The following is a 22804-nucleotide window of genomic DNA, read 5'->3' as shown; positions in this document are numbered from 1 at the left end:
GTCCATCTAGCCCCCGGCGGCGCGGTCCGGCAAGGCGCCCACCCCGGCCAGGGTGAGGAGGAGCGGGGCGATGTGGGTGAGGTCCATCACCTCGCCCAGGCGCGCCGCCGCCGCCCCGAAGCCGAGCACCGGCACGGGCGCCAGCGTGTGGTTGCGCGCCGAGAGGTCCTCCACGTTGCCGTGGTCGCTCGTCACCACCAGCGCGACGTCGGGCGGCAGCGCGGCCACGAGGGCGCGCAGGAGGGCGTCCACGCGCGCGAGCGCGTCGAGCGCGTGGTCCATCGAGCGGGCGTGGCCCGCCTCGTCGGTCTCGTAGAACTCGAACAGGGTGAGGTCGTGGCCGCGCGCGATGCCGAGCAGCGCCGCGGCGGCCTCCTCGGGCGTCCGCTCGGGCACGCGCGCGCCGAGGGCGCGGGCGCGGCGGCCGGTGATGTCGTGGGTGAGGCCGCGGCCCGCGCCCGCGTCGTCCCAGGTGCGGAACGGGCCGGCGCCGGCGGAGAAGGCGACGGTGGTGGCCGACGCGCGCGGCCGGCGCCGCCCCAGCAGCGCCGGCTCCGGCTCTCCCTCGCAGGGGAGGTCGAGCGCGCGGAGGTAGGCCACCGGGTAGGCGTTCGCGAAGGTGCCGCGGCGGCCCGCCTCCGCCAGGCGGCGGAAGATGGATGCCCGGCGCAGGAGGTCCCGGAGCGGCGCGTTGGGGAAGCCGAGCAGGTGGTGCCCGAGGGCGCGGGGGGCGTTCTCGCCGGTGAGCAGCGTGGCCTGCCCGGTGGCGGACTGCGGCCGGCCCGGGACGCCGAGGCAGGCGTCGGCCAGCACGGCGCGGCCGCCCCCCGGCAGCGGCGCGCCGGACCCGTCGGCGAAGCGGGAGAGCAGGTGGTCGACCCGGGCGAGCGGGTTCACCTCGGGATCGCGGGCGCCCGCGCCGACGCCGTCCACGAAGACGAAGATCACGGGCATCGGGCTCCGTATAATGCCCGAGGACCATGCGGACCCGCGCCCTGCTCCTCGCCGCCTGCGCCGCGCTCGGCTGCGCCACGGCGCGCGCGCCGGGCCCGGGGGCGCCGCGGACGGACGCGCGCGGGCCGGCGGCGGCCGCGGCCGCGGCCGCGGTCATCACCCCCGGCCTCGCGGCCGCGGAGGTGCGCAGACGGCTCGGGGACCCCCAGCGCGTGGAGCACGTCCGCTCCTCGGCCAGCCCGGGCGCGAGCTACGACCGCTGGCGCTACCCGGACCGCGAGGTGGTGCTGCTCGACGGGCGGGTGATCGACGTGGTGCCCTGACGGCGGGGCGAGCCGGTCGCTACGGGCTGAACGGCACCGCGTACGGTCCGAACACCGCCGCGCCGCCGCGGTCGTCGTGGGCCACCACGTACACGCGCGCCGGGGTGGCGCGGTCCGCGACCTTGTCGTCCTTGAGGTTCACGCTCTCGTCGAGGCCCACGCCGCGGTCGTAGTCGAACCGTCCGTCCGTGGTGAAGAACGACACGAAGAGCTGCTCGCTCACGGTGCGACCGGAGGAGTCCTGGTACCGCTGCACGCTGTCCGGCGAGAGCGTGACGCGCACCTCGAGCTGGCCGCCCTTCGGGACCGCCGGCGCCTGCTCGCCTGGCGCAGCGGGCGGGGACATCGGCTGCCCCCCGATGGTGATCGCGGTGACGGCGGGCGGCGCGTTCCGGTCCGCCGGCGCGCCGCGCGGGTAGAACGGGACGCGGAGCACCGCCTCGCGCGACGAGCCGTCGGACGCGGTCACCACGTAGCGGAAGAGCGTCTGGAGCTGGTCGGGGACCTGGGTGGGCAGCGGGGAGCCCGGGACCGCGTCGACGCCGTAGGTGGCGAGGCAGCTGGCGGCCTCGGCCCCCGGGTCGGCGCTCACCGTGCCGTCCGCCGCCGGATCGAGCCGCCGTTCGCACGCCGGCACCGCGCAGACGTCCCCCCCGCTGGCCCCGACCGTGAACGGGCAGAAGCTCCAGGTCTCCGTGGCGATGGTCGCCCCGCGCGGCGGCAGGCGGTAGGCGCTGACGCGGACGCTCTCCCCCGGCCCTGCGTCGAGCGGCGTGGCCAGGAGGGCCAGCACCCGCAGGTCCTGCAGGAGCGACCGCGGCGGGAGATCGCCGGCGCAGCCGGCCCCGACGACGGCGACGAGCGCGAGCGCTGCGAGCCTGAGCTTCGTCATGGTCACCACTCCGCCTTCACGCCCAGGATGGGCAGGATGGGCAGCCCGGTCGCCGGCGTCTTCTCCCGGTAATCGTAGCGGTAGAGCCAGCCCTCCTGGTTCGAGCGGTTGAGGACGTTCTGCACGTCGAGGTACGCCGAGAGCTTCCAGCGCGGGTACGTCCAGAAGCGGTCCACCCGCACGTCGAGCGACTGGAAGCTGCCGAGCCGGCCGGAGTTCGTCGCCCCGTAGCGCGGGACGTAGACGTCGGTGGTCGCGTCGTAGACCGAGTCGTTCACGGGCGTGTAGGGGTTCCCCGAGACGAGCCGGTACCGCCCGCCCAGCGCCCACTTCGAGGAGAGCTGGTAGCTCGCCAGCGCGGTGAGGATGTGCGGCTGGTCGAAGCTGAAGAGCCGCTCGGGATCGCCGGGGCGGTCGGTGCGGAACGAGCGCTGGAAGGTGTACGCGATCCACCCGAAGAAGCGCTCGCCGAGCCGCGCCTTGAGCAGCACCTCGACGCCGTAGATGCGCCCCTTCCCGGAGTTGAGGTAAGCGGGCTGGGACGGGTCGAGGTTCACCGCCTGGTTCTGCACCACCACCCGCGTCAGCTCCTTGTAGAACCCGGCCACGTCGAGGTCGACCCCCTGGCGCACCCGCTGCTCGAAGCCCAGCGAGTACTGGTAGCTCCGCTCGGCCGCCAGGTGCGGGTTGCCGACGGCCGCGCTGCTCTGCGGCGCCGAGGGCGGCTGCTGGTAGACGCCAGCCGCGGCCTTGAGGACCGTGCCGTCCACCACCGTGAAGCGCACCATGAGGCGCGGGTCGAGGCTCCAGCGGCGGATCCCGCTGTCGTAGTCGAGGCGCAGCGACGGGAGGATGGACAGGTCCTCCCGCGGCGAGAGGCGCAGCTCGGCGAAGGCCGCCGGATCGTAGAGGGCACTGTGGAGGTCCGCGCTGACGCGCTGCTGCGTCGAGATCGGCGGGGGCGGCTGCCCCTCGGTGGGCGGCCGGGGCACGTCGAGCGCGACCTGGTAGAAGGCGTTCTGCAGGTCGAGCCCCGCGCGCGCCTCCACGGTCCGGGTCGCCTCCCAGACGAAGGTGCTCCGGGCGTCGAGGCGGTAGCTCGTGAGGTCGAAGAAGAGCCCCGGCCCGATGGCGAAGTTCGTCTGCTGGAGCCCCAGCGCCAGCCAGCTCTCGTGCCGGAGCACCGGCGTGAAGACGTGCGACCAGGTCGCCTCGAGCTCGTGGTAGGCGAGGCGCGTGGTGAGATCGCCTGCCAGCGTCGGGTCGTTCCCGGGCCGCTTGATGACGGCCGCCAGCGAGTCCTGCGAGCCGAAGAAGAGCAGGCGCACCTTGTCCCGCGCGTCCGGCTGGTAGGTGGCGAGGAGCTGGTAGTCGTAGAAGCGCGGCGCGGTCGTGAAGGAGACGGCCGAGTTGGAGCCGACGACGAGCGGGAGCAGCGTGTCGATCCAGGAGCGCCGGAACGCGCCGCCCACCGACCAGCTCGACGAGAGCGGCGCCTCGAGCGCGACTCCGGCGTCGTAGAGGTTGAAGTCCGCCTCGCCGCGGACGAGGTCCTTCGACGGGTCGCGCACCCGCGCGTTGACGATGCCGCCGGTGAGCCGCCCGTAGTCGGGCGCGAAGTTGCCCGGCACGAACTCGACCGACTCGAGGAAGCGCGGCGCGAACGTGCTGCGCAGCCCGCCGAAGTGGTAGAGGATCGGGATCTCGAGCCCGTCCACGAAGGCGGCGCTGTCGCCCGGCGCCGAGCCGCGCAGGATGAGCTGGCCGCCCAGGTACGACGGCCGCGCCGCGCCGGGCAGGTTCAGCACCGCCTTGAGCGTGTCGCCCTGCGAGCCGGGGAGCAGCGCCAGCTCGTCGGCGGGCACGACCTGCTTCGTCACCTCGCGCCGGACGCGGTCGCCGCGCACCACCGCCGTGTAGCCGCCGCCGCCCGGCGCCGCCTGCAGGTAGAACGTCTCCTCTCTCACCTCGCCCGGCTTCGCGGCGACTTCGGCCGCCAGCCGGTCGTGGCCCGCGGGGAGCGCCACCAGCCGGAAGGCGCTGGCTGGCACCTCGAGCTGGAAGCGGCCGTCGGCGCCGGTCACCGCCTGCGCCACCGGCTCGCCCTCCACCTCGGCCGCCACCTCCACCCCCTCGAGCGGCTTGCGGGTGCCGCGCTCGAGGAGCAGGCCGCCGAAGCGGACGGGGGCCGGGGGCGGCGGCGCGGGCCGCGCGATGCGGAGCTTGTAGGTGATGGCGACCGGCACCGGCTCGCCGGTGGTGAGGCGCGCCGGCTCGAAGGCGTAGCGCCGCGCCGCCGCCAGCGCGGCGCCGTCGAACGGCTCGCCCGCCCCCTCGACGAGCGCCACCCGCTCGACGTGCCCGTCGGCGGCGACGTCGAGCTGGAGCACGACCGTCACCTCCGGCGCCGGGAAGACGGTGCCGGGCGGCAGCTCGGGGGGGACGTCCTGGAGGAGCCGCGGGGGCGCGGCCAGCGCGGGCGCCTCGTCCGCGGCCGCTGCGACCGCGGGGGTGGCGAGGCCGAGCGCGACGGCGGCGGCGAGGGCGAGCGGGCGCAGGCGGGGCGGCAGCACGTCCGGGCACCTACCAGATCCGCAGCGCCCATCGGCGAGAAAGATCTGCGGCGAACCGCCCGTCCCCTAGAATCCAGCCCCGATGACCGACTCGAAGGGAGAACGCGGCGATCCGCACGAGCGGCACGCTGCCCGGCGGCGGCGCTCGACGCTCGCGCTGCTCGCGTTCACGGCCGGCGCCACCGTCGCGAACATCTACCTCCTCCAGCCGCTGCTGGCGGTGGTGGCGCGCGAGTTCCGGACCACCGCGCGCGCCGCCGGGCTGGTCTCGATGCTGACGCAGGTCGGCTACGGCTCGGGCATGTTCTTCCTCGTCCCGCTCGGCGACGTGCTGGAGCGGCGGCGCCTCATGCTCGCGCTGCTCGGCGCGGCGACGCTCGCCCTGCTCCTCGCCGGGGCCGCCCCCACCCTGCCGCTCCTGGCGCTGGCCTCGCTCGTGGTCGGCGCGGCGAGCGTGGTGCCGCAGCTGGCGGTGCCGCTCGCGGCGCACCTCGCCCTGCCGGAGGAGCGCGGCCAGGCGGTGGGCACCGTCATGGGCGGGCTCCTCGTCGGCATCCTCCTGGCGCGCACGGTGAGCGGCTTCCTCGGCGCGCACCTCGGCTGGCGCGCCGTCTACGTCATCGCCGCCGGGTTCATGGTGGCCCTGGCGGCGGCGCTGCGCCTCTTCCTGCCGCGGAGCGAGCCCGGCGAGGCGCTGCCCTACCCGGCCCTGCTCCGCTCCATCTTCACCCTGCTGCGCGAGGAGCCAGTCCTGCGCGAGGCCTCGCTCCTCGGCGCCTGCGGCTTCGCCGCCTTCAGCGTCTTCTGGAGCACGCTCGCCTTCTTCCTCGAGGCGCGGCTCGGGCTGGGCGCCGACGTGGCGGGCCTCTTCGGCGTGCTCGGCGCGGGCGGCGCGCTGGCGGCGCCCCTCCTCGGGCGGCTCGCCGATCGCACCAGCCCGCGCGCCAACGCGGGCCTCATGCTGGCGGTCGCGCTGGCCGGGTTCGGCGCCTTCGCCCTGGCGGGGGGCCACCTGGCCGGGCTCGTGGTGGGGGTGCTCCTGCTCGACGTCGGCATCCAGGGGGCGCACGTCTCGAACCTGGCGCGCGTCCACGCCCGCCGCCCCGAGGCGCGCAGCCGCATGAACACCGTCTACATGGTGACCTACTTCGTGGGCGGGGCGCTCGGCACCGCGGTCGGGACCTGGGCCTGGACCAGCTTCGGCTGGGCCGGGGTATGCGCCGCCGGCGCGGGGTTCATCCTCGCGGCGCTGGCGCGCTGGTCGCTCGGCGCGCGCGCCGCGGCGGCGCCCGCGGCCGCACCGGGCCGGTAGCCCACCCGGGCGTAGGCCCGGAGGTCGCGCGCGCCGCGGGGCGCGGCTATCTACCGCCCGCCGCGCCCCACGATGCCGCGCCTCGCCGACCCGCGCTTCGCGCCCGACTGCACCTTCGAGGTGGACGGCCGCCCGCTGCCGGCGCGCGCCGGGGAGAGCGTCGCGGTGGCGCTGCTCGCCGCGGGCGAGGCGCTCGTCGCGCGGAGCGCCAAGTACCACCGGCCGCGCGGTGCGTTCTGCCTGGCCGGCTCGTGCCACGCCTGCCTGGCGCGCGTCGACGGCGTGCCGAACCAGCGCACCTGCCGGGTCCCCTGCCGCCCCGGGCTCGTCGTGGAGAGCCAGCACGCGCTCCCCACCGCCCGGCGCGACCTCCTCGGCGCGGTGGACCTCGCCTTCGCGCGCGGCCTCGACGTGCACCACCTCGCCACCTGGAGCCAGGTCGCCAACCGCGCCGCGGTGGCCTTCTCACGCCGCCTGGCCGGGACGGGGGCGCTCGCCTCGGCCCCGCCTCCGCCCACCGCGCCGGCCGCGCCCGACGAGGCGTTCGACGCGGTGGTGGTCGGGGGCGGTCCGGCGGGGCTCGCGGCCGCCGAGGCGCTCGCTGACGCCGGGCTGCGCGTCCTCCTGGCCGAGTCGGACGGCGCGCTGGGGGGCCGGCTGCGCGCGGGGCTGGCGCTCCCCGGCGACCCGCCGCTCGCCTGGGCGCGCGAGGTGGCGGCGGCGGTGGCGCGGAGCGGCGGCGAGGTGGCCACCGGGCTCACCGCGCTCGGCGTCTGGCGCGACGGCGGGCTCCCGCGCGTCCTGCTCCGGCCGGAGGGCGGTCCGCCGCGGCTGCGGCTCGCCCGCGCGCCCCGGCTCGTGCTCGCCCCCGGAAGCTTCGCGCTCCCGCCCGTCTTTCCCCGCAACGACCTGCCCGGCATCTTCGCCGCGCGCGCCCTGGCGCGCGCGCTGGCGGAGGACGGGGTCGTGCCCGGCGCGCGGGCGCTCGTCGCCGGCGGCGGGGCCGAGGCGGCGGCGGTGGCGGCGCGGCTCGAGGCGGCCGGCGTGGCGGTGCGCCGGGCGGAGGAGGTGCTCCTCGCGCACGGGCGGCGGCGGCTCGCGGCGGCGACGGTGGGCTCGGAGCGCGTGCGCTGCGACGCGCTCGCCTGGGCCGGGCCACGCGCGCCCGCCTCCGAGCTGGCGCGGCAGGCCGGAGCGGAGGTCGAGCTCGAGCTCGTGAGCGGCGGCTACCGGGTGCGGGCGGCCGCCGACGGCGCCACGGGGGTGCCCGGCCTGCGGGTCGCGGGCGAGGCGACCGGCCCGGCCACGGCGGCGGAGGCGGCGCGCGCGGGGCGCCGCGCCGGGGAGGCGGCGCGTGCCGACGGCTAAGACCCTCCTCTGCGCCTGCGAGGACGTGACGCGGGCCGAGGTGCGGCGCGCCTTCCAGGCGGGCCACCGCGACCTCGAGTCGGTGAAGCGGTACACCGGCTTCGGCACCGGCCCCTGCCAGGGCAAGAGCTGCCTGGCGCTCGTCGCGCAGGAGCTGCTGCGGCTCGGGGCCACCCCGGCCGAGGTGGCGCCGTTCACGATCCGTCCGCCCTGCGACCCGGTCGCGCTCTCGGCGCTGGCCGGGCTCGACCCGGCCTCGCTGCCGCTCGGCGGCGGCCGCGGCGAGCCGGCCCCGCGCCCGCCCGAGCAGCTCCCCCGCCCCTCGGCCGCGCTGCCGGCGCGCGCGGACGTGGTGGTGGTGGGCGGCGGGATCATGGGGCTCGCGCTCGCCAGCGAGCTCGCCCGGCGCGGGGTGACCGACGTCCTCGTCCTCGAGCGCGGCTACCTCAACGCCGGCGCCTCCGGGCGGAACGGCGGCGGCGTCCGCGCGCAGTGGACCACCCCCACCCTCATCCGGCTGGCGAAGCGCTCGCTCGAGCTCTGCCGGAGGTTCGCGGTGGAGCTGGGCGTGAACGTCTGGATGCGCCGGGGCGGGTACCTGTTCCTCGCGCCCGGCCCGGCGCAGGTGGGCTGGCTGGAGCGGACCTTGCCGGTGCACGAGGCGAACGGGCTCCGCACCCGGCTCGTCACGCCCGACGAGGCGTGCGAGGTCGTCCCGCAGCTCGACCGGCGGCGCTTCCTGGCGGCGTCGTGGAACCCGGACGACGCGGTGGTCTTCCCCTGGCCGTTCCTGTGGGGCTACGCGGCGCGGGCGCAGGCGCTCGGCGCCCAGGTCGCCACCTTCACCCGGGTCACCGGCTTCGAGCGGCAGGGGGCGCGGCTCACGGCGGTGGTGACGGACCGCGGGCGGGTCGCCTGCGAGACGGTGGTGAACGCCGCCGGCGCCTGGTCGAAGGAGGTGGCCGCCCTCTGCGGGGTGGCGCTCCCGAACCGGCCCACCCGGCACGAGATCCTGGTCACCGAGGCGATGACGCCCTGGCTCGGGCCGCTCGTGTCCGTGCTGGGGAACGGGCTCTACTTCTCGCAGTCGCAGCGCGGCGAGCTGGTGGGGGGGATGGGGGATCCCGAGGAGCCGGAGGGGCTCGAGCTGGGCACGAGCCTCCGCTTCCTGGCGCGGTTCGCGCGCGCGATCACGGCCTGCGCGCCCGCCACCGGCCACCTGCGCGTCGTGCGGCAGTGGGCGGGCTGCTACGACGTCACCCCGGACAACAACCCCATCCTCGGCGCGGCGGGGTTCGAGAACTTCCTCCAGCTGTCCGGGTTCGTCGGCCACGGCTTCATGATGGCGCCGGCGGTGGCGGAGCTCATGGCCGGCTGGATGGCGGGCGGGCCGCCGGACGAGATCTTCACCCGGTTCACGGTGGACCGCTTCGCGCGGGGGGCGCTGGCGCGCGAGGAGTTCATCATCGGGTGACGGGGTGGCGGGCGGGCGTGGTCGCGCGAGGCCCACCGGCCCCGCGCCAGAGCGGCGCCGATCGGCTACAGTCCCTCACATGTCACTCGGAAAGCGCATCGCGTTCCTCGGCGCCGGCAACATGGCCGAGGCACTGGTGAAGGGGCTCCTCCGCGCCGGCGTCGCCGAGCCGCGCGAGATCGTCTGCAGCGACCGCAACGAGGCGCGCGGGCCGGAGCTGAAGCAGCGTTACGGGGTGGAGTTCACCCGCTCCAACCGCGAGGCGGTCGAGCGGTGCGAGCTCGTCGTCCTGTCGGTGAAGCCGCAGGTGATGAACAAGCTCCTGGCCGAGATCGCGCCGGTGCTCGACGACAAGAAGCTCGTCATCTCCATCGCCGCCGGGGTGCCCATCGAGGCCATCGAGCGCAAACTCGGCCACGGGGTCCGCATCGTCCGCACCATGCCCAACACCCCCGCCCTCGTCGGCGCGGGCGCCACCGCGCTCTCGGCCGGCGAGCACGCCACCGAGGCGGACCTGGCCCAGGCGCGCGCGCTCTTCGACGCCATCGGGAAGACGGCGGTCGTGGACGAGGGGCTGCTCGACGCCGTGACCGGGCTCTCCGGCAGCGGGCCGGCGTACATCTTCCTCATCATCGAGGCGCTCAGCGACGCGGGCGTGAAGGTCGGCCTGCCGCGCGCCACCGCCCAGGAGCTCGCCGCGCAGACGGTGCTCGGGTCGGCGAAGCTCCTCATCGACACCGGCGAGCACCCGGGCCGGCTCAAGGACCAGGTGACGAGCCCGGGCGGCACGGCCATCGCCGGCCTGCACACGCTGGAGGCGGGCGGCCTGCGCACGACGCTCATGGACGCCGTCGAGGCCGCCACCCGCCGCTCGCGCGAGCTGGGCGAGAAGTTCCTGGAGAAGGACGACTGACCGGCGGGCGCCCGCCCGCGTGCTCGCCGGCGTCCGCGCTAGGCGAGGCGGCGGCGCGCCGGGCGGAGGACCCAGCGCAGGCCGGCCCACAGCCCCGCGGTCACCGCGGCGCCGGCGGCCACGGCCGCGAGGCGCCCGAGCGGCGTGAGCGCGCGCCAGGCCCAGGCCAGCTCCGCCGCCGCGTACACCACCGGCGCCTCGCGCCGGAGGTCCTCGAGCGCGCTCGGCCCCGCCGCCCGCACCACCTCGTCCACGCGCGAGAGCCCGAGCGCCATCGGCACCACCCGCCGCTCGCGCTCGAAGGGGTGCTCGGGGGCGCCGCGCGCGATGGCCGCCAGCGCCGACCGGAGCACGCGCTCGTCGTTCGACCACAGCGTGCGGAAGGCGACGTTCCCGTTCGCGTCCATGAGGTGGGCGGCGTTGGCGTTGGCGCCGAGCGCCCGGTGGAACCCGCCGTCGAGGTCGTCCACCGCCACCGTCCAGGCGATCCCGTCGCGCGCGCGCAGCACCCGGGCGTTGCGCATCTTCTCGTCGAAGGTGGAGGGCTGCGGGATGTGCTCTCCGGGGTGCGCTTCGCGCACGTACACCGTCACGAACGCCACCTCCTCGCAGAACTCCTGGTGGAGCCGGGAGAGCACCCCGTCCGCGCTGGCCGTCATGGGGTCGGTGAGCGAGCCGAAGGTGAACAGCACCGGCCGCTGCCCCATGAAGTCGGCCTTGCGGACGCGCCCCCCGGACACCGTCGGGAGGTCGAAGTCGGGTACCTGCCACCCCGGCTCCTGCCCGGCCCGGAACGAGAGGTCCTGGATGAGCTGCTCCCGCCGGAAACGATCGAACCGGTAGTCCACGGGGATGCCTCCTCGCGCCGCGCGCCAGGAGAGAAGATGGCGCCTCGCCGGCGCCCGCGCGTCCCCCACCCCCGGGAAGGCGCGTGGGGCGCGCGAGCCCGGGCCCGCGCGGGCGATTAGACCTCGGGGGTGCGCTTCCGACATCACGTCTTCGTGTGCGAGAACCGGCGCCCCGCCGACGACCCCCGCGGCAGCTGCGCCTGCAAGGGGAGCGAGGCGATCCGCCGGGCGCTCAAGGAGGAGCTGAACCGGCGCGGGCTCAAGGGGCAGGTGCGCGCCAACGCCGCCGGCTGCCTCGACGCCTGCGCGTACGGACCGTCGATCGTCGTCTACCCGGAGGGGATCTGGTACGGCCACGTCACCGTCGAGGACGTGCCGGAGCTGGTCGAGCGCCACCTCGTCGGCGGCGAGCCGGTGGCGCGCCTCATGGTCCCGGAGCTGAACCGCCGGTCGGGGTGAGGGCGCGTCAGTTGAGGTAGCCGGCGTTTCCCCGCAGCTGCTCGCAGAGGTCGCGCACCTCGCCGGCGTCCTCGGCGTGGGGCGCCGCCGCCAGGTAGAACTCGAGGTCCGAGAGGGCCGCCGACTGGCCGCCCAGGCGCGCCTCGACGAGGCCGCGGTCCCGCCGCTCCGCCGGGTCGTCGGGTGCGAGCAGCACCAGCCGGTCGGTGACCCACAGGGCGCGGACATCGTCGCCCGCCTCGACGTAGATCTTCTTCAGGTTGTGCAGCATGCGCGCGAGGATCTGCCGCGCCGAGACCGCGTCGAGGTGGCGCGGGTCGAGCGGCCGGCCCGGGGCGCGCGCCTGGAAGCGGGCCACGCACTCCTCGCCGGAGAGGATCTCGCCGCCGTGGTACGGGTCGATGAAGACCTCGCGCGAGCCCGCGACGTACTTCACGAGGAAGTGCCCGGGGAACCCGACCCCGTGCAGGGTGAGGCCGACCCGCGAGGCGACCTCGATGTAGACGAGCGCGAGCGTGATCGGGATGCCGAGCTGCCGCTCCAGCACCTCGTTGAGGAACGAGTTGCGCGGGTCGTAGTACGCCTGGTCGTTGCCGCGGAACCGGTGCTCCTCGAACAGCACCGCCCGGAGCGCGCGCAGCACGCTGGCGCTGTCGCGGCGCGCCGGCAGGCGGGCCTCGACCTCGGCGGCCAGCTCGCCCAGCTGCCCCAGGTAGCGCGCCGGCTCGAGGTGGGGGTACTCCTCCGCCGCGAGCGCGAGCGCCGCCTCGGCGAGCGGGACCTTCCGCCGGGCGATGAGCGCCGCGAAGCGGCGGCGGGCCGGGTTGTCGCCGAGGGCGGGCACGCGCCGAGTATATCGACTCGCCCGCGGCCGGCTCCTCCCCCGCCCGACCGGGGAGCCCGGGCGACGAGAGATCGCGGGAGATCGTTGACAGCGGGGGGGCCCCTTCGTAGGATTCGCGCCCCGGTCATTCCCCAGTAGCTCAGTTGGCAGAGCAGGTGACTGTTAATCACCGGGTCGCAAGTTCGAGTCTTGCCTGGGGAGCCAGTTTTCCGAGCCGTTCGAGAGGCCCGCCGCGACGCGGGCCTCTCTTTTTTTCTGGCCGTCGAGGGGCGGCCGGGCGGGCGCCTGGGCGCCGCGTCCGGGTAGAGGCCCCCCTCTGGCCCATGCTTCTCCTCGGCCGGAGAGCATCTTTCGTGGGAATGGCACACCGCAAGGTCATGGTGGTCGAGGACGATCACCTCATCCGCGAGGCCATCGCGGAGGCGCTCGACGAGGAGGGCTTCGAGGTCCTCGAGGCGGCCAACGGACGGGAGGCGCTCGAGAAGCTGCACCGCGAGCCGGCCTCGCTGGTGCTGCTCGACCTCATGATGCCGGTGATGGACGGCTGGCAGTTCCGGGAGGCGCAGCTGCACGACCCGGAGATCTCGAGCATCCCGGTGGTGGTGCTGTCGGCGGTGAAGGACGAGAAGGTCCCGGCCGAGCGGCACTTCTCGAAGCCCTGCGACCTCGACGAGCTGCTCGACACGGTGTGGGAGTTCACGGGCGGACCGTAGCGGACCACCGTCCCTCACAGCCGCGTCAGCGTGGCCACCCAGGCGCGGGCCCCGCCGGCGTGCAGGCGGCTCTCGAAGCGGCCAGGGCGGATGCGGGTCAGCACGAAGATCCCCCGGAACGCCGTCTTGAGGTCCCACTCCGAGACGCGGCGCGGCCCGGCGCCGGGCGGCTCCTCGTCGCTGAAACACAGCAGCTGGACCTGGCCGCCGGAGCCGACGGCGTCGCCGAGCGAGCGGGCGTAGCGCTTGCGATCGTCGTCGTCGAAGACGTGGAAGAGCCCGCAGTCGAGGACCGTGTCGAAGCGCTGGCGCAGCGCCGCGAGGTCGAGCGCGTCGGCGACGGCGAACGGCACCGCGAGCCCGCGCGCCGCGGCCTTGGCCTGCGCCCGCGCGATGGCCGCCGGCGCCCCGTCGACGCCCATCACCGCGAGCCCGCGCGACGCCAGGAGGAGCGCGTTCTCGCCCGTGCCGCAGCCGGCGTCGAGCACGGTGCCGCGGAAGGCGCCCTCGTCCGCCAGCCGCACCACCTCCGGCTGCGGCGCGCCGAGGTCCCACGGCGGGTCGCCGGCCTGGTAGGCGGCCTCGAAGTCTCGGACGGGCCCGCTCATGGTCGCTCCTCCCGGCGGCGGTCGCGGCGCCGGCCGGCGGCGGACCTCGCCCGGCGGCAGTATCGCCTCACCCGACCGCCTCCACCAGGCTCACCGCCGCCGCGAGCGCGCGGACGGGCCCGGGGCTGAACCCCGCCCGGGCGAGCAGCGCCTGCAGCTCGGCGGCGCTCCGCTGCCGGCCCTGCTCGCAGACGGTCATCATCTGCACGTCGGTGAGCGCGCCCGGCGAGCTGGCCTCGGCGCGCTCCAGCAGCACCTCCGCCACCAGGACCCGCGCCCCGCGGCGCGCCGCCCGGCGGCAGGCGGCGAGGATGCGCAGGCAGGCGGCGTCGTCCCAGTCGTGCAGCACGTCCTTGAGGAGGTAGGCGTCGCACCCCGGCGGCACCGCCTCGAAGATGCTGCCCGCGTGGCAGGTGACCCGCCCGGCCACGCCCCGCCCGGCCAGGAAGGCCGGCGCCTCGGCCAGCACCGCCGCCTCGTCGAGGAGCACGCCGCGCGGCCGGGGGTGGCGGCGCAGGATCTCGGAGAGGAGGGCGCCCCGGCCCCCCGCGACGTCGCAGACCAGGTCGAGCTCGCCGAAGGGATAGCCGGCCGCGATGGCGGGGGCGTCGAGCTCGGTGACGTGCCCCATCGCCTCGGCGAAGGTGCGCCGCTCGCCGTCGTGCCGTGCGAGCCACTCCCACACGCTGGCGCCGTGGACCCGGCGGAATGCGCTCTGGCCGGTGGCGACGGTCGCCTCCAGGTCCGCCCACGCCGCCGCGTTCGACCCCGAGCCGAGGTACGCCGCGAGCGCGCCGGCCGATGCGGGCGCCGCGGCGCGGAGCGCGCGGGAGAGGCGGTTGTTCGCGAACTTCCCGTCGGGCCGGAGCGCGAACACGCCACCCGCCGCCAGGGCGCGCAGCACCCGGTGCAGGACGTCCGGCTGCACGCCGGCCTCCCGCGCCAGCTCCTGGGCCGCGCGGGGACCCGCCTCCAGGCGCTCGGCGATCCCGAGCCGGACCGCCTGGCGCAGGAGCTGGGTGCGGGCGACGCCCATGGACTGCTCGAAGAGCGGGAGCTGCGGCGGCACGATCGCGTCCGCCAGCGCGAGCAGCCCCCGGCGCAGGGCGACCGCGGCCCGGAGGACCAGGCGAGGCGGGCGGAGCGGCCCGGGGCGGGCGAGTTCGAGCATGCCCGCTCGTAAGCGGGGCGCGGCGCGCTCGCACCCGGCGCGGCGCGCTTTGTTCGTTTGACACCCTCGGGGCGCCAGCGTAAGTACGGCCAGTTTTCCCGGCGGAGATCCTCTCGGACATGCAGGCGCCCCCAAGATGCGACTCCGCCCTCCGCGCCGACGTGCGTCCCGCCGCGCGCTCCTGATCGCCGTCGCGGCGTGGGCGCTCGCGCCGGGGGTGGCCCGCGCCGACGAGCCGGGCCGGGAGCTCGTGGCGGCGGCCGGCCAGGTGACCGCGGTGGGCCAGTGGCACCCTGCCCTGCGCTCGCCGTACGCGAGCCGCGACCTCAGCTTCGGCCCGGGCGCCGCCACCGGCTGGTCGCTCACCACCACCCTCTTCCTCGGCGCCGCGCCCTGGCCGGGCGGGACGATCGTCGTCGCCCCCGAGTACGCGAACGGCCGCGGCATGCCCAACGCGAGCGGGCTCGGCGGCTACGTGGACGGCGACATCGTGCGCGTCCCCACCCTCGGCTCGAGCCCGTACCTGGCGCGCGCCTTCTACCAGCACGTCCTGGCGCTGTCTCCGGAGCGGGTCGCCGCCGAGGCGGGCGATCCCGAGGCGCGCTTCATGGCCGCCGGCGCCGCCGGCCTGGGCGGCGCGAAGCCCGCCTCGCGGCTCGAGCTGACGGTCGGCAAGCTCGGCGCGAACGACGTCTTCGACCTCGCCGACGCCTCGAGCGACCCGCGCCACCGCTTCATGAACTGGGCGCTCATGAACGAGGGCGCCTGGGACTACGCCGCCGACGTGCGCGGGTACACCTGGGCCGCGCTGGCCGCGCTCGAGACCCCCGGGTTCGCCCTGCGCGCCGCGCTGGCCATGATGCCGACCCGCGCCAACGGCCCGGACCTCGACGGCGACCTCGCGCACGCCCGCTCCGAGATGGTGGAGGGCGAGGTGCGCTGGGGCGCCGGCGGGGCGCCGGGCTCGGCCAAGCTGCTCCTCTTCCTGAACCACGCGCGGATGGGCTCCTACCGCGACGCGCTCGCCGCCGCGCCCGCCGGTTCCCCGGACGTCGCCGCGGCGCGGCGGCGGGGCGCCCTCAAGTACGGGGCGGGGCTGCTCGTCCAGCAGCAGCTCGCGCCGGGCGCGCTGGGCTTCGCGCGCGCCGGGGCGAACGACGGCGCGACGGAGAGCTTCGCCTTCACCGAGATCGACCGCTCCGTCTCCGGCGGCGTCGAGCTGGCGGGGGCCGGCTGGCGCCGCCCGGCCGACCGGGCCGGGCTGGGGCTCGCCGCGAACGGCCTCTCCCGCGCCCACGCCGACTACCTGGCCGCCGGCGGGCGGGGGTTCCAGCTCGGCGACGGCGCCCTGCGCTACGCGTGGGAGTGCCTGGCCGAGGCGTACTACTCCTTCGCCCTGGCGAGGCCGCTCCGCCTCGACGCCGACCTCCAGGGGATCCTCCACCCGGGCATGAACGCCGACCGGGGGCCCGCCGTCGTCGCCGGCGTGCGCCTGCACGCGCATCTGTGAGGGAGCCGCGCATGTCCACGTCCATCCCATCCTCCGGCAACGGCGACCCGCGGTTCCTCTTCCTGTCCGAGCTCCTCGGCCGCGCGGTCGTGGGCGCGGACGGCGCCCGGGCGGGCAAGCTCGTCGACCTGGTGGTGCACACCGGCGAGCCCTACCCGCCCGCGATCACCGCCGTCCTCGCGGCCGGCAAGGAGCGGCGGGAGGTGCCCTGGGCCGCGGTGGCCGAAGTGACCGGGGACGCCATCCACCTCGCGCCGGGCGCCCCGAGCACCGCGGCCGTGGCCGAGCACGGCCCGGACCGGCTGTCCGTCCGCGAGGATCTCCTCGACCGGCAGATCGTGGACGTCGAGGGCGCGAAGCTGGTGCGCGTGAACGACGTGCACTTCCTCGTCACGCGCGGCCAGCTCCGCGTCGCCCACGTGGACGTCGGGTTCCGGGGGCTGGTGCGCCGGCTCGGGTGGGAGCGGGCGGTCGACCGCGCCGTGCGGACGGTGCGGCCCGCCGCGCACTACCTCGTCGCCGACCAGCTCCTGCCGTGGAAGCTGGTCCAGCCGCTCGACAGCGCCCCGGGCCGCGTGCGGATCGAGGTGGCGCAGCGCGCGCTGGCGCAGATCCACCCCGCCGACCTGGCCGAGATCATGGAGGAGCTCGACCGCGGGCAGCGCGGGCGGCTCCTGCAGCGCCTGGACGCCGAGACCGCCGCCGAGACGCTGGAGGAGGCGCCGCCGGAGGTGACGGCGCAGCTCCTCGAGGAGGTGCCGCCCGACAAGGCGGCCGACATCCTGGAGGAGATGGCGCCCGACGAGGCGGCCGACGTCCTCGGCGAGCTGCCGCACGAGGCGCGGCAGGAGCTCCTGGGCGCCATGGAGCGACCCGAGGCGCGCGAGGTGCAGCGCCTCCTCGGCTACGCGCCCGACTCCGCCGGCGGCCTCATGACGCCCGATCGCATCGAGCTGCGGCCGGAGGAGACGGTGGCGGACGCGCTGGCGCAGATCCGGCGGCGCGCGGACGACCTCCCCCTCGTCTACGAGATCTTCCTCACCGAGCGCTCGGGCCTGCTCGTCGGCGAGTGCAACCTGCGCGACCTGCTCCTGGCGGAGCCGGCGGCGCGGCTGGCCAGCATCGCGCGCGAGCCCCCCGCCACGGTCGAGCCGAGCGCCCGCCTGCGCGACGTGGCGGACGCGGCGGCGAAGTACAACCTCGTGTCGGTGCCGGTGGTGGACGAGCTGGGGGTGCTGCAGGGCATGGTGACCGTGGACGACATCCTCTCCGAGGTGCTCGATGACCGCTGAGCCCCAGCTCGCGGCCACGGCCGCCGCCCCGCGGCGGCACCTGTGGCGCAACGTGCTGGTCTTCCTCTCGGTGGTGGGGCCGGGGATCATCACCGCCAACGTCGACAACGACGCCGGCGGGATCACCGTCTACTCACTGGCGGGCGCGCAGTACGGGACCCGGCTGCTGTGGACGCTCCTCCCCATCACCGTGGCGCTCATCGTGGTGCAGGAGATGAGCGCCCGCATGGGCGTGATGACGGGCAAGGGGCTCGCCGACCTCATCCGCGAGAGCTACGGGGTGAAGGTCACCTTCTGGATCATGCTGGCCCTGCTGGTGGCCGACGTCGGCAACACCATCGCCGAGTTCTCGGGCGTGGCGGCGAGCGTCTCCATCTTCGGCGTCCCACCCTGGATCTCCGTCCCGCTCACCGCGCTGGCGGTCTGGCTGCTGGTGCTGAAGGGCACCTACCGCCAGGTGGAGAAGGTGTTCCTGGTGGCGTGCGTGTTCTACGTGGCCTACCCGGTGAGCGCGATCCTCTCCCACCCGGACTGGGGGGCGGTGCTGAAGGAGACCGTCACCCCGCGCTTCGAGGCCGGCGGCGGATACGCCGCGATGCTCATCGGCGTGGTCGGCACCACCATCGCCCCCTGGATGCAGTTCTACCTGCAGTCCGCGGTGGTGGAGAAGGGGATCAAGCCCGAGCACTACAAGCACTCCCGGCTCGACGTGATCGTCGGCTGCGTCATCACCGACGTGGTGGCCTTCTTCATCATCGCCGCCTGCGCCGCCACCCTGTTCAAGGCGGGCGTCAAGGTGGACACGGCGGATCAGGCGGCGCAGGCGCTGGCCCCGCTGGCGGGGCGCTACGCCTCCTGGCTCTTCGCGTTCGGCCTCTACAACGCCTCGTTCTTCGCCGCGTCGATCCTTCCGCTCGCCACCGCCTACTACATCTGCGAGGCGTTCGGCTGGGAGTCGGGGATCGACAAGAAGTGGGGCGAGGCGCGGCAGTTCTACGGGCTCTACACCGGGATCGTGGCGCTGGGCGCGGCGGTGGTCCTCGTCCCGCACCTGCCGCTGCTCAAGATCATGCTCGTCTCCCAGGTGGTGAACGGCATGCTGCTGCCCTTCATCCTCATCTTCATGCTGCTCCTCGTGAACAAGCCGAAGCTCATGGGCGAGCACCGCAACGGCCCCTGGTTCAACGCCATCGCCTGGGCCACCACCGCCATCATGATCGTGCTGACGCTGTACCTGGTGGCGACGGGGGTGCGCGACCTGTTCGCGTAGCGCGCTCAGCGGAACAGGCGCAGCTGCGCGGGGACTGTCCGCGTCCGAGCCGTCGCGGTCGGAGTCGCGGTCGAGTTCGAGGTCGCGGTCGGAGTCGCGGTCGGAGTCGCGGTCGCGGTCGCGGTCGCGGTCGCGGTCGAAGGCCCAAACACGCTCCTGCCGCCCACTTCGGCGCTCCTCGCGCGCTCGTCCGCGAGGAAGTCCTGGAGCCCGGGCCCGCTCGCCGCGGCCTCCAGCCGGCGCGCCTCCGCGTCGAGGCGCCGCAGCGCGGCCAGCTTGTCGTCCTGGCCCAGCCTGGCGCGATCCACCGCCTCGCGGAGCACGGTCACGGTGCGGTCGTAGACCCGCAGCGGCACCGGGAAGGGGTGCCCGTCCTTGCCACCGTGGGCGAGCGAGAACCGGGCCGGGTCGCTGAAGCGGCAGGGCGCGCCGTGCAGGACCTCCGCCGCCAGCGCCAGGGCGAGCACGGTCCGCGCGCCCACGCCCGGCACGAGCAGGAGCGCCTGGAAGTCGGCCGGGCCGCGCGCCGCCGCGGCCGCCATCGCGCCGTGCAGGCGCCGCAGGAGGACGTCGCTCGGGCGCACGTCGTGGTGCGCCGGGAGCTGGAGCGCCGGCAGCGCCCCGCGGTCGCGGAGGCGCCGCACCTCGGCCACCACCGCGTCCGGGCCGCTCCGCGCCAGCTCCACCTGCGCCGCCCGCGCCCCGGCCGCACGCGGGTCGGTGAGGTTCACCACGGCGCCGCCTGGCTGGCCCTCGATCGCGGCGTGCGGCGCCTCGACGAAGCTCTCCAGCCCCTCCGAGAGCCAGTGGTAGCGCCGCGCCCGGCGGGAGCCGGTGTTCATGCCCTGCTGGACGACCGCCCAGCCCCCGTCGTCGGTGACCACGAAGGCGTGCAGGTAGAGGTCGAAGCCGTCCTGCACCGCCGCCGTGTCCACCTTCGCGACGAGGCGGCTCGCGCCCGCCAGCGCGCCGCCGTCGAGCCCGGTCAGCTCGCCGACCCGCGCCAGCTCGTCCGGCGTGCCGCGCGCGTGACGGCCGCGCCCGCCGCAGACGTGAACCCCCAGCTCGCGCTCCACCGGCGCGAGCCCGCGCTTCAGGGCCCCGAGCACGCTGGTCGTGATCCCGGAGCTGTGCCAGTCCATGCCCATGAAGGCGCCGAGCGACTGGAACCAGAACGGGTGGGCGAGCCGCCTCAGCAGCTCCGCCCGCCCGTACTCGAGGACGAGCGCCTCCACCATCACGCGCCCGAGGCGCGCCATCCGCGCGCGGAGCCAGGGCGGGACGTTGCCGCCGTGCAGCGGCAGATCGGCCGTGCCCGCCCGCTGGCCGGCCATCCCGCCCGGCGCCCTCGGCGGCGCCCGCCCTGCCCTCGCCGCGTTCATGAGCTCCGCCCGCCTCGAGCATAAGGCGGCCCACTGACGCGCGCGGGGGCGGTGGCCAGCTTGTGAGGCGATGGCCCGGCGCACTCCGCACCCCGCCGACGGCGGCGAGGCCGCCTCGGCGGCGCCCTTCGTGCCCGCGCACGCCTCGCTGGCGCGGCTGCGCGAGGCGGCGGCCGGGTGCCGCGGCTGCCACCTGTGGGAGCGCGGCACCCAGACCGTCTTCGGGGTGGGTGGCCGCGGCGCCGACGTGGTGCTCGTCGGCGAGCAGCCCGGCGACCGCGAGGATCGCGAGGGGCACCCCTTCGTCGGCCCGGCGGGGCGGCTGCTCGAGGCCGCGCTCGCCGAGGCGGGGCTCGACCGCCGGCGCGTCTACCTCACGAACGCGGTGAAGCACTTCAAGTGGGAGCCGCGCGGGAAGCGGCGCATCCATCTCAAGCCGAACGCGGCCGAGGTGAGCGCGTGCCGGCCCTGGCTCGAGGCGGAGCTGGAGGCGATCCGGCCGCTGGCGGTGGTGTGCCTGGGCGCGACCGCGGCCCAGGCCCTGCTCGGCAAGGGGTTCAAGGTGACCGAGCACCGCGGCGAGGTGCGCTCGACCGCGCTGGCGCCGCTCGTCATGGCCACCGTGCACCCCTCGTCGATCCTGCGGGCGCGCGACGACGAGGCGCGGCGGGCGGAGCGGGCCCGGTTCGTCCAGGACCTCGAGGTCCTGCGCCGGGCGCTCGCGCGTGCGGCGGGGGGAGCGCGCGAGGGCGCGCCGCCCCCGGGCTAGAGGTACTTGCCGAGGAGCGGTCGGAGCTTCTCCTTCACGTCCTCCGGCAGCTTGGCGCGATCGGACCAGATGGCGAGCGCCAGCGCCGACTGGCACGGGCACCCCTTCTCCGCGAGCGCCGGCACCTGCGGGATCGTGCGGCGGATGAGCTCGAGCGCGTTCTGGGTGGCCACCTTCACGTTCCCCAGGATCTCCTCGATCACCTTGGCCTGGTCGAGGTGCGCCGGGTACTGGCGCCAGCAGTCGTAGTCGGTGGGCAGCGCGACGAGCGCGTAGCAGATCTCGGCCTCGCGGGCGAGCTTCGCCTCGGGCATGGCGGTCATCCCGATGAGCGAGGCGCCCCAGGCGCGGTGCAGCTCGCTCTCGGCGCGGGTGCTGAACTGGGGGCCCTCCATGCAGACGTAGGTGCCGCCCTGGTGGACCCGGGTGGAGAGCCCGGTGCCGCCGCGCACGAGCACGTTGCGGAGCTGCGTGCAGAACGGGGAGGCCAGCTCCACGTGGACGGCGAGCTCGTCGTAGAACGTGCCCGGCCGCCGGAAGGTCTTGTCGATGATCTGGTCCGGGATGACGAGCGTGCGCGGGGCGAGCTCCTCGCGGAGGCTCCCCACGGCCCCGCTCGCCAGGATGTGGGTCACGCCCAGCTTCTTCAGCGCGAAGATGTTGGCGCGGTAGGGCACGCGCGAGGGGCTGTGGAGGTGGCCGTCCCCGTGCCGCGAGAGCAGCGCCACCGGGACCCCACCCACCTCGGTGACCGTGATCGGCCCGGACGGCCGCCCGAAGGGCGTCTCGACCTCGACCGCCTCGCCCCCTCCGAGGGCGCCGAGCGCCTCGCCCAGCCCGGTACCGCCGATCACACCCACCATCACGCTCGCCATGCACCGCCTCCAACACGTCGCGCTGCGAGAAGCGTCGCAGTCTAGCGCGGAGCGCAGCGGCTCCGAACCCACAAAAAGGAAAAGCCCGCCACATGGGCGGGCTTTTCGAAAAGATGCGGCGGCGACCTACTCTCCCACACGGCTTCCCGTGCAGTACCATCGGCTCTGGTGGGCTTAACTTCCGTGTTCGGGATGGGAACGGGTGTGACCCCACCGAAATAGCCACCGCAAACCTTATAAAGATCTGGCAGCACGAGCTGCCTGACAATCGAAACGAAGGGTAACCGAAGCGACCAGCGCGGCGGTCGCGGTCCTTGTGGACCTCGACCTCGACCTCGACAGAAGGCCTTACGGCCTGAGAAAAGAGAGACCAAGCCTCACGCCCGATTAGTACCGGTCAGCTGAGCGCCTCACAGCGCGTACACCTCCGGCCTATCAACCTCGTCGTCTTCGAGGGGGCTTCAGGGGGCTTGCGCCCCGGGAGAAGTCGTCTTGAGGTTGGCTTCCCGCTTAGATGCTTTCAGCGGTTATCCGTTCCGCACATAGCTACCCAGCGATGCCTCTGGCGAGACAACTGGTACACCAGCGGTGCGTCCATCCCGGTCCTCTCGTACTAAGGACAGATCCTCTCACTTCTCCTACGCCCACGGCAGATAGGGACCAAACTGTCTCACGACGTTTTGAACCCAGCTCGCGTACCGCTTTAATTGGCGAACAGCCAAACCCTTGGGACCTGCTCCAGCCCCAGGATGCGATGAGCCGACATCGAGGTGCCAAACCGCGTCGTCGATGTGAACTCTTGGACGCGATAAGCCTGTTATCCCCAGAGTACCTTTTATCCGTTGAGCGATGGCCCTTCCATACAGAACCACCGGATCACTATGACCTGGTTTCCCACCTGCTCGACCCGTCGGTCTTGCAGTCAAGCTCCCTTATGCCATTGCACTCGTCGTCTGGTTTCCAATCAGACTGAGGGAACCATAGCGCGCCTCCGTTACTCTTTGGGAGGCGACCGCCCCAGTCAAACTACCCACCAGCCATTGTCCCCAACCCCGATGAGGGGTCTAGGTTAGACACCAGAAATCGCCAGGGTGGTATTTCACCGTTGCCTCCCCCCAAGCTAGCGCCCGGGGTTCATAGGCTCCCACCTATCCTACACAAGCAATTCCTAGTGTCAGTGGCAAGTTGTAGTAAAGGTTCATGGGGTCTTTCCGTCTTGCCGCGGGTAAACTGCATCGGCACAGCTATTTCAAT

20 protein-coding genes, 1 tRNA gene and 2 rRNA genes (1 of these 23 cut by a window edge) are annotated in these 22804 nt (G+C 74.9%); 12 read left to right on the top strand and 11 right to left on the bottom strand.

Going from position 1 to position 22804, the window contains the following annotated elements; all coding sequences use genetic code 11:
- Positions 1 to 6: 6 nt before the first annotated feature.
- On the bottom strand, positions 7 to 954 hold the full coding sequence (locus HWY08_RS05530) for an alkaline phosphatase family protein (protein ID WP_176063742.1): 948 nt from the start codon (positions 952 to 954) through the stop codon (positions 7 to 9).
- Between the two features lie 26 nt (positions 955 to 980).
- Between HWY08_RS05530 and HWY08_RS05525 the strand changes: the two genes are divergently transcribed.
- Entirely contained in the window at positions 981 to 1277 is a 297-nt protein-coding gene (locus tag HWY08_RS05525; protein ID WP_176063739.1) for a hypothetical protein, read from the top strand.
- 19 nt (positions 1278 to 1296) lie between these two features.
- On the opposite strand, the gene HWY08_RS05520 is transcribed toward HWY08_RS05525, so the two are convergent.
- A complete protein-coding gene (locus HWY08_RS05520; protein WP_176063737.1) occupies positions 1297 to 2169 on the bottom strand; it encodes a hypothetical protein in 873 nt (290 codons plus the stop codon).
- Between the two features lie 2 nt (positions 2170 to 2171).
- Positions 2172 to 4742 carry a TonB-dependent receptor plug domain-containing protein gene (locus tag HWY08_RS05515; protein WP_176063735.1) on the bottom strand — a complete coding sequence of 857 codons (2571 nt, stop codon included), beginning with the start codon at positions 4740 to 4742 and terminating at the stop codon, positions 2172 to 2174.
- 82 nt (positions 4743 to 4824) lie between these two features.
- On the opposite strand from HWY08_RS05515, the gene HWY08_RS05510 reads away from it, so the two are divergent.
- The 4 genes from HWY08_RS05510 (at position 4825) to proC (ending at position 9809) form a co-directional block, all read left to right on the top strand.
- On the top strand, positions 4825 to 6054 hold the full coding sequence (locus HWY08_RS05510) for an MFS transporter (RefSeq protein ID WP_176063733.1): 1230 nt from the start codon (positions 4825 to 4827) through the stop codon (positions 6052 to 6054).
- A gap of 72 nt (positions 6055 to 6126) precedes the next feature.
- Entirely contained in the window at positions 6127 to 7422 is a 1296-nt protein-coding gene (locus HWY08_RS05505) for a 2Fe-2S iron-sulfur cluster-binding protein (RefSeq protein WP_176063731.1), read from the top strand.
- A complete protein-coding gene (locus HWY08_RS05500) occupies positions 7409 to 8896 on the top strand; it encodes an FAD-dependent oxidoreductase (RefSeq protein ID WP_176063729.1) in 1488 nt (495 codons plus the stop codon). Before HWY08_RS05505 ends, HWY08_RS05500 begins: the two co-directional genes overlap by 14 nt.
- 79 nt (positions 8897 to 8975) lie before the next feature.
- On the top strand, positions 8976 to 9809 hold the full coding sequence (proC, locus tag HWY08_RS05495) for a pyrroline-5-carboxylate reductase (protein WP_176063727.1): 834 nt from the start codon (positions 8976 to 8978) through the stop codon (positions 9807 to 9809).
- 38 nt (positions 9810 to 9847) lie between these two features.
- Here proC and HWY08_RS05490 read toward each other — a convergent pair whose 3' ends face one another.
- Positions 9848 to 10657, bottom strand: a complete 810-nt coding sequence (locus tag HWY08_RS05490) for a deiodinase-like protein (RefSeq protein ID WP_176063725.1) — start codon at positions 10655 to 10657, stop codon at positions 9848 to 9850.
- Positions 10658 to 10786: 129 nt separating this feature from the next.
- Between HWY08_RS05490 and HWY08_RS05485 the strand changes: the two genes are divergently transcribed.
- Complete coding sequence (locus HWY08_RS05485) at positions 10787 to 11116, top strand: (2Fe-2S) ferredoxin domain-containing protein (protein ID WP_176063724.1); 330 nt, start codon at positions 10787 to 10789, stop codon at positions 11114 to 11116.
- A 7-nt stretch (positions 11117 to 11123) separates the two neighbouring features.
- Here HWY08_RS05485 and HWY08_RS22085 read toward each other — a convergent pair whose 3' ends face one another.
- Positions 11124 to 11960, bottom strand: coding sequence for a SirB1 family protein (locus HWY08_RS22085; protein WP_176063722.1), 837 nt, complete (start codon positions 11958 to 11960; stop codon positions 11124 to 11126).
- Positions 11961 to 12088: 128 nt separating this feature from the next.
- Between HWY08_RS22085 and HWY08_RS05475 the strand changes: the two genes are divergently transcribed.
- Both HWY08_RS05475 and HWY08_RS05470 read left to right on the top strand, forming a co-directional pair.
- Positions 12089 to 12164 (top strand) — tRNA-Asn (locus HWY08_RS05475).
- 155 nt (positions 12165 to 12319) lie between these two features.
- Positions 12320 to 12673, top strand: coding sequence for a response regulator (locus tag HWY08_RS05470; RefSeq protein ID WP_176063719.1), 354 nt, complete (start codon positions 12320 to 12322; stop codon positions 12671 to 12673).
- A 14-nt stretch (positions 12674 to 12687) separates the two neighbouring features.
- Here the strand turns inward: HWY08_RS05470 and HWY08_RS05465 are convergent, their stop codons facing one another.
- Together HWY08_RS05465 and HWY08_RS05460 are read right to left on the bottom strand one after the other, a co-directional pair.
- Positions 12688 to 13281, bottom strand: a complete 594-nt coding sequence (locus HWY08_RS05465; RefSeq protein WP_176063717.1) for a class I SAM-dependent methyltransferase — start codon at positions 13279 to 13281, stop codon at positions 12688 to 12690.
- A 67-nt stretch (positions 13282 to 13348) separates the two neighbouring features.
- Positions 13349 to 14452 (bottom strand): methyltransferase, encoded by a 1104-nt coding sequence (locus HWY08_RS05460; protein WP_176063715.1) that lies wholly within the window; start codon positions 14450 to 14452, stop codon positions 13349 to 13351.
- 136 nt (positions 14453 to 14588) lie between these two features.
- On the opposite strand from HWY08_RS05460, the gene HWY08_RS05455 reads away from it, so the two are divergent.
- From HWY08_RS05455 to HWY08_RS05445, 3 genes are read left to right on the top strand one after another with little or no spacing between them, the layout of a single operon-like run.
- Positions 14589 to 15962, top strand: coding sequence for a carbohydrate porin (locus tag HWY08_RS05455; RefSeq protein ID WP_176063713.1), 1374 nt, complete (start codon positions 14589 to 14591; stop codon positions 15960 to 15962).
- A gap of 11 nt (positions 15963 to 15973) precedes the next feature.
- Positions 15974 to 17254, top strand: coding sequence for a magnesium transporter MgtE N-terminal domain-containing protein (locus HWY08_RS05450; RefSeq protein WP_176063710.1), 1281 nt, complete (start codon positions 15974 to 15976; stop codon positions 17252 to 17254).
- A complete protein-coding gene (locus HWY08_RS05445) occupies positions 17244 to 18524 on the top strand; it encodes an Nramp family divalent metal transporter (RefSeq protein WP_176063707.1) in 1281 nt (426 codons plus the stop codon). Before HWY08_RS05450 ends, HWY08_RS05445 begins: the two co-directional genes overlap by 11 nt.
- Positions 18525 to 18529: 5 nt before the next feature.
- Here the strand turns inward: HWY08_RS05445 and HWY08_RS05440 are convergent, their stop codons facing one another.
- Positions 18530 to 19858: a DUF763 domain-containing protein gene (locus HWY08_RS05440; RefSeq protein WP_176063705.1), complete on the bottom strand. Its 1329-nt coding sequence runs from the start codon at positions 19856 to 19858 to the stop codon at positions 18530 to 18532.
- Between the two features lie 118 nt (positions 19859 to 19976).
- Here HWY08_RS05440 and HWY08_RS05435 point away from each other — a divergent pair, with 118 nt between their 5' ends.
- Positions 19977 to 20675 (top strand): UdgX family uracil-DNA binding protein, encoded by a 699-nt coding sequence (locus HWY08_RS05435; protein WP_176063703.1) that lies wholly within the window; start codon positions 19977 to 19979, stop codon positions 20673 to 20675.
- On the opposite strand, the gene mtnP is transcribed toward HWY08_RS05435, so the two are convergent.
- From mtnP to HWY08_RS05420, 3 genes are all read right to left on the bottom strand, one after another.
- On the bottom strand, positions 20672 to 21550 hold the full coding sequence (gene mtnP / locus HWY08_RS05430; RefSeq protein WP_176063701.1) for an S-methyl-5'-thioadenosine phosphorylase: 879 nt from the start codon (positions 21548 to 21550) through the stop codon (positions 20672 to 20674). The two genes, HWY08_RS05435 and mtnP, sit on opposite strands and share 4 nt — an antisense overlap.
- Positions 21551 to 21663: 113 nt before the next feature.
- A 5S ribosomal RNA gene (gene rrf, locus HWY08_RS05425) occupies positions 21664 to 21780 on the bottom strand.
- Between the two features lie 136 nt (positions 21781 to 21916).
- Positions 21917 to 22804: ribosomal RNA gene (locus tag HWY08_RS05420) — 23S ribosomal RNA — on the bottom strand; it runs 2112 nt beyond the window's last position.

The organism is Anaeromyxobacter diazotrophicus (assembly GCF_013340205.1).
Taxonomy (GTDB): domain Bacteria; phylum Myxococcota; class Myxococcia; order Myxococcales; family Anaeromyxobacteraceae; genus Anaeromyxobacter_A; species Anaeromyxobacter_A diazotrophicus.
The sequence above is the reverse complement of the archived record's forward strand: the minus strand, read 5'-3'. Positions and strand labels throughout refer to the sequence as shown.